This is a genomic window from Foetidibacter luteolus, from assembly GCF_009650435.1.
GTDB classification, from domain to species: Bacteria; Bacteroidota; Bacteroidia; order Chitinophagales; family Chitinophagaceae; genus Foetidibacter; species Foetidibacter luteolus.
On the sequence record NZ_VVIP01000081.1, the window covers coordinates 1 to 11,728 of the forward strand.

6 protein-coding genes are annotated in these 11,728 nt (G+C 49.0%); 2 read left to right on the plus strand and 4 right to left on the minus strand.

Annotation, left to right across the window (positions count from 1 at the left end; genetic code table 11):
• Positions 1 to 4,254 (plus strand): GEVED domain-containing protein (locus F0364_RS25290; RefSeq protein ID WP_153800614.1); only part of this gene is annotated, 4,254 nt, incomplete at its 5' end.
• 1,289 nt (positions 4,255 to 5,543) lie between these two features.
• Entirely contained in the window at positions 5,544 to 5,978 is a 435-nt protein-coding gene (gene bamJ / locus F0364_RS25295; protein WP_153800615.1) for a BamJ family beta-barrel-assembly machinery protein, read from the plus strand.
• Between the two features lie 111 nt (positions 5,979 to 6,089).
• On the opposite strand, the gene F0364_RS25300 is transcribed toward bamJ, so the two are convergent.
• The 4 genes from F0364_RS25300 to F0364_RS25315 all read right to left on the minus strand — a co-directional run bounded on the left by F0364_RS25300 (position 6,090) and on the right by F0364_RS25315 (position 11,723).
• On the minus strand, positions 6,090 to 7,628 hold the full coding sequence (locus F0364_RS25300; RefSeq protein ID WP_235921269.1) for an FG-GAP-like repeat-containing protein: 1,539 nt from the start codon (positions 7,626 to 7,628) through the stop codon (positions 6,090 to 6,092).
• Between the two features lie 132 nt (positions 7,629 to 7,760).
• Positions 7,761 to 9,371: a carboxylesterase/lipase family protein gene (locus tag F0364_RS25305; RefSeq protein ID WP_235921275.1), complete on the minus strand. Its 1,611-nt coding sequence runs from the start codon at positions 9,369 to 9,371 to the stop codon at positions 7,761 to 7,763.
• A gap of 13 nt (positions 9,372 to 9,384) precedes the next feature.
• Positions 9,385 to 9,582, minus strand: a complete 198-nt coding sequence (locus F0364_RS25310; RefSeq protein ID WP_153800617.1) for a hypothetical protein — start codon at positions 9,580 to 9,582, stop codon at positions 9,385 to 9,387.
• Positions 9,583 to 9,995: 413 nt separating this feature from the next.
• Positions 9,996 to 11,723 (minus strand): RagB/SusD family nutrient uptake outer membrane protein, encoded by a 1,728-nt coding sequence (locus F0364_RS25315; protein ID WP_153800618.1) that lies wholly within the window; start codon positions 11,721 to 11,723, stop codon positions 9,996 to 9,998.
• Between the last annotated feature and the right edge of the window lie 5 nt (positions 11,724 to 11,728).

Here is an 11,728-nt window from a genome sequence, read left to right on the forward strand (position 1 = left end):
GACGAACGTTCTATCGCGGATGGTGCAAATACAGGCTTATACGGCACACAAGCCGCAGGTGAGGTAGAAGATTACCGGGTTACGGTAAACCCCGGCTATGATATGGGCGACGCCCCGGCTTCTTACGAACTCAACAGTTCTTCAACCTCATTGCCGGCCCGTAATATTCCTTCCGCCACCCTGCTTATAGGTTCTGTTGGTGACGCTGAGTTCACTCCTGCCAGCGTTACCTCGCCGGCTGATAACAATAGCAGCAATGGTGATGGTATTGAGGAAGACGGGCTTACCTCGCCGCCATCTGCCGTGCCTGACGGGGGTATTTACACCCAAAGTGTAATAGTTACCAATACAACAGGCACACAGTATACATTGCATGGCTGGATAGATTTCAATAACAATGGTAGATTTGAAGTGGGCGAATATCAAAGTGTTAACGTACCAACCGGAACAAGTGGTACGGGCGTTATATTAAGCTGGACAGCGGCACAAACCTCTTCCTCCACTGCGGGCAATAAAATTTACATGAGACTGCGGCTGGCTGCAGCTACTTTAGCAGACAATGGTAGTACCGCCACCGTAGATGAACGTTCAATTGCAGATGGGGCAAATACAGGAGTATATGGCACGCAAACCGCCGGCGAGGTAGAAGACTACCAGGTTAGCGTGGTAACCACTGACCTGGGCGTACAAAAAATGGGGCCGGTTACAGTAAACTCCGGCGGCGCCGTCAGCTATACCATCAGGGTGTCTAACTACGGGCCGGTAGCAGTCACGAACGTTACGGTTAGCGATCCCGTGGTGGCCAATATTTCCATAAGCAGCATTACCTGTACCACTGCCGGCACCGGTTCCAGTGGTTCAGCCGCATGCCCGGCCACTGTAACAGTTGCAGCACTTCAGGCAGGAACACTTACCATTCCTTCCCTGCCTAATGGTAGTGATGTAACCTTTACTGTTACCGGTACAGCCACAGGGGCTATCGGCAGCGCTATCAACAATACCGTTACTGTTTCACTGCCTGCCGGATTGGTGGATGCCAACCCCTCTAACAACAGTTCAACCCTTACCACCACTATCCTGGATGCGGCTTGTACAGGGTCTCAAACCACCTATACTTTAAACAATGGTAATACCGTATCTGCCAATACCATTTCGGCCAACGGAGGCACCATCAACCTGGTATATAACCTTTCAAGTGGCTCGGCCGTACCGGGTATAGGCAATAGCTTTACCATCAGTTATGTTTACTCAGACCTTAACGCTTACAACGGTACGGACCACCAATGGATGGGGCTGGGAGCAGGCGGTGCTTTTTCAAACAGCTTTTCTATTTTCCCCGCCACGTCTAATGCCTCCGGCGTGCTTATAACGGGCTCTATTTATAACGGGCGGCCCACCAATAACCAGCAGCAGGAAGTTAGCAGCGGCGGTGGTCCGGATGCGCAGGTATCTGCTAACCTGCAAAGCGGCGCCATAGACCAGGTGGGTACATTTGATGTTACCATAGGCAATTACCCATCGGCAGCAGGCTACCGTGTGGTATCTAAAACACTGCAGATTGGTACCGTTAATAATACAAGTACAAGCGGCAATGGCAGCAACCAGGGTGGTTTCCTGCTCAAGTTCATTGATCAGCCAATCAATAATGGCGCAACCAATACTGCCATTATGGATGTGGAGTATGGCAGAACTTACAAGGGCAAATACACCGCCTTCAGTGATGGCACTATTTATCCGCAATCCGGCACGGTTACGAGGGGGGTGGCCATCAGGGGCTCTGTTACCTACCAGAATAACCTGGGCTGCTCCGATCTACAGGTAATAAAAACAGGTTCGGCAACTGTAGTTGCAGGGCAACCGCAGTCTTATACCATCGTTATTACCAATAACGGCAATGGACCTGCCGATGGAGCCACTGTGAGCGACCCGGCAGTGTCAAATTTCACTGCAGGCAGTGTTAGCTGCACTGGCACAACCGGTGGCGCCGCCTGCCCTGTTAGCCCCACTATCGCCGCGCTGCAGGCAGGTACGCTGGCTATTCCCACCCTGCCCAGCGGCGCAACTGTTACCCTGACTGTTAGTGGAACCGCCGGCACTGGTGGAACCATTGCCAATACAGCGACTATTACAACACCTGTTGGCATTAACGATGCTGTTAGCGGCAACAATAGCAGCACTGCAAATACGACTATTTATAACACCGTTTCAGGTTTTGTTTACAACGATGCCAATGGCCTGTCTGACAATACCGTAAACGGTTCCGGAACAAACGCCGGAGGTACGCTACAAATAGTAGTGTACGACAGTACCCTTATGCAGGTAGAACAGGTTATCAACGTAGCTGCAGATGGATCGTATATTTTTGTTGCCGGTACGCCTGGCAATAAATACACTTTGTTCCTTACAACTACCACACCGGTAATCGGCCAGTCAGCCTTGCCGGTAGTATCATTACCGGCAGGTTATGTAAATACGGGCGAATACGACGCCACCGGAGCCGGTAGCGATGGTACGGCCAATAGTGTATTGCCCCTTGGTAATGTATCGGCTAATGTTTCTTCAGCGGTGTTTGGTATTGAAGAGCCTCCCACGGCGGGCAGCGGTACGCAAACCACCGTTAACCCGGGAGGTACGGTGCAGGTAACAGTAAATGCCAGTGCTTTTACCAATACTACGGCCAGCAGCGACCCATCTCCCGGCGCTGTAACAGCTATCAGGATTACATCCTTCCCTGCTAACGTAACCAGTATGGTTATCAACGGTACCAGCTACACAAGTGCTACCTTCCCGGTTAATGGTGTTACCATACCTGCCGATGCCAGCGGCAATCCTGCCCAAACCATTTCTGTTGACCCCACCGCTACCGGTACCAGCAGCATCAGCATTTCTTTTAAGGCGGTTGATGAAGCCGGGCAGGAAAGCAGTAACACCGGTACCGCTACCCTTAACCTGGATGGATTGGTTATCAGCGGTACGGTACGTCACGACTTTGACGGCGGGAGCATTGATGGTGCAGGCATAGGTACGCCAAGCAATGAACAGTTGTATGCCAACCTGGTGGACCCGGTAACAGGCAATGTTGTGGGCAGTGTAGCTGTAGCGGCTAATGGTTCTTATTCATTGGGCAGTGCAAACGGCGTGGAGGGCAATACCAGTTATAACCTGGTTATCAGTACGGTTCAGGGGGTGCCCGGCACCACAACGGGCGCTACTGCCAGCCTGCCGGCGGGTTGGGCTTATACCGCCGATGGAACAGATGGCACAACGGGGGATGGTTCAGCCAATGGCCTTATTGCCGTTAACCTGGGTAGTACCTCTATAATCAATACAGCTTTCGGCCTTAATATTAAGCCACAGGCAACCATGTTCAATTACTTTATTAACCCTGTGCCCACCCGCGGTGGAACTTATGCATTAGATGGCACTTACCGCAATATGCAGTCGCTGTATGCAGAAGATACTGAAGATGGCGCCCTGGGCATAACAAGCACATTTGTTGTAATTGGTTTGGGTATTATGGATGGGAATATACTTTCCTACAACGGTGTACAGATAACCGGCCCTGTTACGATAGCCAATTACAACCCGGCATTGTTAACCATTACGTTTAACCAGAGCGGCAACAGTGGCTTCAGTTTTAACTATGCTGTACGCGATGCTGCCGGGGTACAGAGCGATCCCGCCAGCTATACCGTAAGCTGGGGGCTGGGTGTACTGGCGGTAAAGCTGGTAAGCTTTGAAGCAAGCCGGCAAAACGGTAAAGCCCTGCTGCAATGGGTTACAGCCGAAGAAACCGGCAAAGAACATTTTGAACTGCAGCGCAGCATTGACAGCCGGAACTGGCAAACCATCACCAGGCTGCCGGCCAAAGCTGGCACTGGCAACAACAGTTACAACTTTACAGATAACCAACCACAGCCAGGTACAAACTACTACCGCCTGCTGATGAACAATGAGGGTATTATAGTTTACAGTGCAGTTAAAAAGCTGGACTTTGCGGGCCCGTGGAAAGTAAGTTTAACCCCCAACCCTGTACACAGCAGCGAAGCTGTAACCCTGCAAAGCAGTGCGGCGTTAAGCAGCATTAAACTGCTGGATGCGCAGGGCAGGATACTGCGCTTAATAAACGGCAGCAATATCGCAGCAGCTACTTACCGGCTTAACACACAAGGTTTGGCCAAAGGGTTATACTTTGTGCAGGTTATTAATATCAACGGAAAAGTACAAACCATAAAGCTGGTAAAAGCGGAGTAGGAGCAGTGTAAAATGCCGGCTTTGCTGTTAATAGTTAATGGGATAAGCGTTAGAGGCTGTCTCAAAAGTAAAATGAAGGCTTTGAAAATTGCATAAACGAAAACTGACTCTGTCAGGTATCCGAATACAAAGAGGCTGCTCAATACTTTTTAGACAGCCCCTTTTTTTTGAACCCGGCTGCGGTATTTCATGGCATCGCCTGTTGCGTCGCAACAGCGTGTACGTTCCGTTCATTGGGCGGCTTTTCAGGCCCTGGCAGAAGTTTTTGCCCCCGGGGGCGCCATTAAACTTTTTAAGCTTTGGCTAAAGCCGGGCCGCTCCTTTTTCATTAACCCAAGCCTTAAGGCTTGGGTTAATGGCTGCGGGAGACATGGCTTTAGCCAAAGTTTTATTGCCATCCATCATGCGGTTAAGCAATATGCCGCTTAACATACCGCACCTGCGGCGCTCATTGTAAATCGCATCTTATCGAATATACCAATATGCCGCCCCGACGGGGCTTTGATTGTTTAATGTTCGCTTGTTCAAAGTTGAATGTTTGCGTCCCCGCCGCTGCATGGCCCTTGCACCTTATCATCTCAATGTAAGCTCATCAACTTGCCCAATCAACAGACTTGCATCCGGCAACTTGCAACTGTTAACCGGCTGCCGGCCAATGTCATTAAGTTAAGCTGTCAGCCTGAGTTCCGAAACTTCGGAATCGAAGGCGGATTGGTGAAAAAGCGGCTTGCATAACCCCGGTTTCGACAAGTTCAACCTGACATTCGTTTCCTTTCCTGTTTGTAGAAACAAAATCATTTAAATGAACGGATGCCACGTAGTGGCTACCCAATCGTCGCTTAAGGGTAGCCGCTATGCGGCATAATTCCCTTGTTGTATGCTATTTCTACAAACATGCAGCGCCTACGGCGCAGAGAACAAAGTCTTTCTTTTTAACTTAATGACGTTGGGTTGCCGGCTTTCGGGTGAGGGATTGAAGCGGTTACCCCGGTGAGGCCATCGCAGCAGGGCTTTTGTGCCGGAGTATGAGCACAACCGAGGAAAAGCAACTAAATGTTGCTTTGACGAAGGTTGCGAACGAAGTTCTGCCCGGCCCCTTGCGCAGCTTGGGGACACCCCCAAGTACGAAGTTTGAAGTACGAAGTACTTAAATATGTAAGATGTACGATGTGGGATGTACGATGTTGAGATAGAAGGACATTAACCACTCCCCACTCCCCATTCACCACTCACTACTCAACATTCACGAAACAACCGGCCAATAGCTATCTTCGCCAAAATTTAATAATATGAGTGTAGCTGATAAATTAGCTGAGTTGCGGTCTGAAAAATCCGCGGCTAACCTTAAAGCCGGAAATGATTTTCTTTCTGCCAATAAAAATGAAGAAGGCGTTACAGAACTGCCCAGCGGACTGCAATACAAAGTGCTTACCCTGGGTGAAGGTGAAAAACCCTGGCCTACGCATACTGTTACCTGCCACTACCACGGTACACTTATTGATGGCACCGTTTTCGACAGTTCCGTGCAACGCGGCCAACCTGCTTCCTTTCCTTTAAACATGGTTATCAAGGGTTGGACGGAAGGCCTGCAACTGATGCCCGTAGGCAGCAAGTTCAGGTTTTTTATACCGCCCCAACTGGGTTACGGAGACAGGCAGGTAAGTGCACAAATTGGCCCTAACAGTACCCTTATTTTTGATGTGGAATTGCTTGGGTTTAGATAACCTGCAATAGAAAGCTTAGTGCAATTTTGTAAACTTTTAGATGTGGGAGGTACGATGTGCCTCCCACTTACCATTGACCACTACCCACTCGCCTTAGTAGCGCTGCGCTGCTTACTGATTACCTACATTCTTAAGAAAAACAAAACTGGCGCCTTTTGTCCAATCCACGGTTGTGGGGAACATGACCGGGCCATAAGTAAAGTTGCCCAATGCAAGGTCAGTTTTCCCATCGCCGTCAAGGTCACCGGCATCAAGGGTAAGCCACCGGCCTGTGTGTCCGGTGGGTAAAGTAAACGGCTTAAAGTTGTTGCCGCCCGTGTTTTGCAGGTATAAAAAGCCTTCATCCGGCTGGCGGGAGTAATCGGCAAAAAAAGAGATGGCGGCAATATCCATATCGCCATCATTATCGTAATCCCTTGCCAGCGCCTTGTAGCAGCCATTCATGTGATGAAAATAATGCTGGCTGAAGTTGTTGTTGCCGTCATTCAGAAACACATAAATACCGTGGTAGGGCTTGAATACCTGGGAGTAATCTGCATTGTCGCCGCAGGTATAAACAATATCCTGGTAACCGTCTTTATTAAAGTCAACCATCTCAAAAAAGGTAGAGCCGTACGAAGGTGGAAACCGCAGCACCTGCCTTTGTTCAAAAGCGCCATTACCTTTGTTGGTAAAAAGAAAAATCCCTTCGTCGCCCTGCCCGAATAAGGTCCATATATCCGTTAACCCATCATTATTGTAATCCTGCAGGTAGGCTTTGGTGGCGCCGGGGAACGGCCGTAATACCTGTTTGGTAAAGGTATTGCCGGCTTTGCCATTGTATATAGATAGGCTGCCCTGCAAAAAGCCAAATTCGCAAACCAGGTAATCTGCAATGCTGTCGTGGTTAAAGTCCGCTGCGGTTACCTGTACCGGCCTTGCCAGGCCGCGCAGAAAAGTAGTGGTATCTGCTGTAAGCCTGCTGCCGGGTGTAATTGCCAGGTAACCTGCTGTACCCAGTTTTTTATTATTGGGGTTTAATTCGCCGATGTTGCACAAGAGCATGCTTTTTTTACCCGGTTCCGCATCTACAATAGCACTTCCTGTGGTTACCGAGTCCATCAGTTGCAGGTTGCTGTTAAACCTGTACAGGCGCTGTTTAAATAAATCGGCCAGCAGCAGTTGGTGGGTAGCCGTGTCAATTTTAATGTAAGAGCTGGTAGGGCTGGCTACCTGTAACGTAGAAGCTGTAGCGGTAAAACCTGGAACGCTCTCTGTAATTGTTTCACGGCCGGGCAGCGCCAGGCTATCAGGCGAGGTGGCAATATAGTAGTTGATAATATGCTGCCAATCCTCCGGTTTTAGCGCCGGTTGCGAAGGATAAAAACCAGCATCCAGGTTGGGATCGTTTTTGCCGCTGGGATACTTATGGTAAAGGTGCCTGAAAATGCCGAGGAAGGGGCCCATAGCGGGCAATACGCCGTCTTCCCATGTCTTTGTATCCAGCAGTGCCGGACTGGGCAGCAAATGGCAGCTTTGGCAATATTGGGCTGCCAGTTGCGCCCCTTTGCGTATGCTGGCATTGGAAATTTCCGGGTGAGACTGGTTCCTGGGATAATCCCCGCAGGAGATAACAATGCCAGATGCTGCCAGGGCAACAATTATAACCATGATAACAAGCTTTAACTTACCCATACTGCTGTATATATCCTCTGCAATTTCAAATCTAATCTAATTAGGCCACCATTGCTGTAAATGGATACGGTTTATATTGGCTATCTGTAACGGGTAAAGTTTGCTTGTTTATCTTGGCGCAACCAACTCAAACAATTCCTTGTCTAATTGAGGTTTAACAGCGCAGGTATTGTCAAAATGCATGGTGGCAGTGTTGCCGCTGTTGTAGGCAGGCCATTCAGGCAAACCGCTGTTGTTGGGGTTACCTTTTTTGGCAAAGTTTATCCATGCGCTGCTTACTTTATCAGCAAGGGCATAAGCTTCTTTGGTACCGCCCGTCATTTCTGCACAACGGTGAATATTATTGAAGGCAAAACCCAGCTCCATGCAGTGCATCGCTTTGTACTTTCCATCCAGCACCGGCGATTGCCAGGTAAACAGGTACATGTACACCGGTGCACCACCGCTAATGGATGATTTTTCATTGGCCTGGTATACGGCGCCCGGCCTGAAGAGCACATCTACATCCAGCAGGTCGCTGGGCTTGGTATCGTTGGGATAAGCTTTTTTTACGGCTGCTATATACGCGTTGGCTTTATCCTTGTAGCGGTTGGTAATAAACTCATTTATCTTTTTCAGAGGCGCATTGCTTAGGCCTGCGCCCAGCGATGGCATAAACTCATTCTTAACCGTGCCTATAAGCAGCGGTATGTTTTTAGACAATTCAAAAGCTTCTTTTGAAAATAGCTGGTAAGGCAGGTCTTCTCCATCCACACTGGGGCCCCAGCTTAATCCAAAGCCAGGAATTGGTTTGCCTTCGGCCTTTAATTTTTCTGCTACCACAGCCAGTGCCTTTTTACCGGCCTGGCTCAACTGCGCAAAGGGTACCTTCTGCAGGCTGTCAGCCTGGTCTGGCTGCAGGTTAAGCTGCTTTAATACTTCGGCGCTGATAGATTGTGTAGTGGTTTTATCCAGCATGGCGCCCCTGAACGATCCGCTCTGGTTGATGGCTTTGTGAAACAGCCCTTTTGCCGAGGGCATGGCCATGAGCGTGTTTACTTTCGCGCCACCGCCCGATTGCCCGAAAATGGTAACATTACCTGCATCACCGCCAAAACTGGCTATGTTGTCCCGTACCCATTCCAGCGCTGCTTTAATATCCAGCATGCTGTTGTTGGCGGAATGTTTGTATTTATCGCCATAGGCGGATAAGTCAAGAAAGCCCAGTATGTTAAGCCGGTGGTTGATGGAAACCACTACCACATCTCCTTTTTTAGCCAGGTTTTCGCCGTCGTAAGAAGGAAGCTCCTGCGATGAGCCCGCAGTAAAACCGCCGCCATGTATCCAAAACATTACCGGTCTCTTTTTGCCATCGTTAATACCGGGCGTCCACACATTTAATACCAGGCAGTTTTCGTTGGTATAGCCCCAGTTATGATTAAAAACAAATTCACTTTCGTCTTGTACAGCGGTAGTTGGGTCAATCAAAGGGGCCACTGGTCCATACGTCATAGAGCTGCGCACATCCTGCCAGGCTGCTGGTTTTTGAGGTGCTTCAAAACGATTAGCCTGTGCGTAAGGTATACCCTTATAGGTAAATATGCCGTTATTAATGTAGCCTCTTAACTTACCCGAATTAGTTTCCGTAACGGCGGTTGTTTCGCCGGTTAATAGCTGGGCTTGCACAAAAAGTTGAGTGGCAAATACAAGCAGCAGGAGTGTGGCAACTTTTTTCATCATATTTTCTTATTGGTTAGTCAATTTTTTTAATTGATTTATTTGGGGCCGTCAGTTGTAGGAATATTTCTGTGCTTTTGTTCCGGCTGTCCGCTGCAACTCCGCCGCAACAGCTTTCGCACAAAGCCTTCAGCGGGGTTTCCGCTTCCATCCGGCTGCCCTTCGCCGATGGTATTTCTTCCGGGCAACAGCCCAGGCGGATAAGTTGTGGCATCAGCTATTTTTACCTGATAGTTTAGTAGCTATACTTTGTTTGCCGGCAGGCCGGGTGCTTGCTATTCTGTGTTTCTCATTGTTTCTTTTCCAACACTTTTCCGGTTGTTATAATCTATGCATACTGACAGTATTGACCCGCTCTGGTATGTGTTTGTTCTGCAATGCCCGCCGATAGGGAAAGGATAAGCTTATAAAGGGTTTGCTAACCGTTATGCTGCTGCACCATGCTGCATAACGGGCAAAGCGTACAAGAGTGCGACGCAACGATGCCTCATAGCAGTAATACTGCCGGGCCCATAATCATTCTTCTGCTTATGCCTGCATTTGCAGGCATAAGATAAGGCGTTTGGGTTGATAGCCACAAACGCCTTATTTGTTTTCTCATGAAACCTGCTTATTCTGCTTATTATATCAGTAACCCGGGTTTTGCTCTATACCGGGAATGTTGGTGATTACCGCGGAAGGAATGGGGTAATATTCGTGCTTGCCCGCGGTAAATTTTGCATCTTTAAGTGTAGTTGGCCGCCTTACTGCTTCTACAGTAAGGTAGGCGTTTATTTCTGTAGCCGCAATGCCCCAGCGCACCAGGTCGAAAAAGCGTATGCCTTCCATACCCAGTTCCAGCTTTCTTTCGAACCTAACGGCTTTGCGGGCTGCATCCTGGCTGGCAAATGCGGTTGTATATAAACCTACTTTGTACGTGGCATAAGAAGCAGCGGAAGCGGCATCAAAATAAGGACCTGCATTGGATGGGGCGTACTTGCCGGCACGTTCCCTCACCATGTTAATGTAAGTTCTGGCCATTTCCAGGTTGTTGGTTTCAATTTCGGCTTCGGCCGCCATCAGCAGTACATCCGCGTAGCGCATAATGGTGTAATTTAAGGCGTTGGAGCTGTAGCCCCAGCCAACCTTGCCGGCAGTGCTGCCTTCATCGGCCTTGTAATAAGTATTTTTCTTGGGGCTGTAGGGACCGCCGTAAGTAACATCGCGGATCCAGTCCCTGCCGGGATGGTTACCCCAGTCGAAATAAGGAACACCCCTTCTGCCTACTGTCCAGTCAAGCCGCGGGTCAAGATTACCGGTGTACATCACAAAAGAAGCGTCGTTGGAAAGGAAGGCTTCATCCGATGTAACATTGGCGGCATTGTATGTATCGGGCATCGGCAGGCCGGTTGCATCTGTTTTAAAAGAATTGACCATGTTTTGCGAAGGCTGGAAGAAACCACAGCAACCACCGGGTTTGCTGCCCCCGCCATGAGGATAGTTAAGAATGTTATCGTAGTTGGCATTGGTGGTGGAGCCATCGCCGTAAGAAGACTGTATGGCAAATATGGTTTCTGAATTATTCTCTTTATTTACCCTGAAGTTGTCGTGATAGTTATCAGTTAAGGCATATTTAACGCCCTGGGAGTTTTTACCGCTGGCTATGATGGTAGTAAACAAGGCTTTGGCATCTGCATATTTTTTTTGAAACATATAAGCTTTTGCCAGGAAGGAGGCGGCAGCCCATTTGTTTGCACTGCCCCGGTATTGTTTTGTTTCATCCAGGTTATCGTAAGCGAATTTAAAGTCAGCTTCAATTTTAGGCCATATATCTTCTGTGTTGGTGCCACCTTTATGGTCAGTGGTGTTCTCATCAATAAACGGCACGTTGTTCCACATTTTTTTGGCTTCAAAATGGTGGTGAGCCCTTATGAACCTTGCCTCGGCTTCCACCTGTATTTTTTCAGCGTCGGTCATGTCTGTAACATTTGCCAGCACTTTCAATACATTATTGGCCTGGCCAATGCCATCGTAAGTACCATCCCATTTGGCCAAAACCAACACATTGGCAGGCGTAAGTTCAAAACGCATAACGGGGTTATCATCCACACGGTCAGTAAACTCTGTGCCCTTGTAAGCATCGCCACCAGCCATGCTGCCCCACTCCCAGTTGCTGGCGCCTTCGGATATGGCGCCTTCGCGGCCATCCAGCGTGGCATAGGCATTAACCAGCAGGCCATTAACGCCTTTTTTGTTGGTAAGCTGGCTTAGGTCGTAAACACCCCTTAAAGGCGGGTTAAGAAACTCCTTGCATGCAGCAACAACGGATACCGCGGCAATGCACAACAACAGGTAAATTATATTTTTAAGTTTCATAATCA

Coding starts and splice junctions, on each gene's coding strand:
- F0364_RS25315 (WP_153800618.1), bottom strand. CDS start 11,723: ATGAAACTTAAAAATATAATTTACCTGTTGTTGTGCATTGCCGCGGTA.
- F0364_RS25305 (WP_235921275.1), bottom strand. CDS start 9,371: ATGATGAAAAAAGTTGCCACACTCCTGCTGCTTGTATTTGCCACTCAA.
- bamJ (WP_153800615.1), top strand. CDS start 5,544: ATGAGTGTAGCTGATAAATTAGCTGAGTTGCGGTCTGAAAAATCCGCG.
- F0364_RS25310 (WP_153800617.1), bottom strand. CDS start 9,582: ATGCCACAACTTATCCGCCTGGGCTGTTGCCCGGAAGAAATACCATCG.
- F0364_RS25300 (WP_235921269.1), bottom strand. CDS start 7,628: ATGGTTATAATTGTTGCCCTGGCAGCATCTGGCATTGTTATCTCCTGC.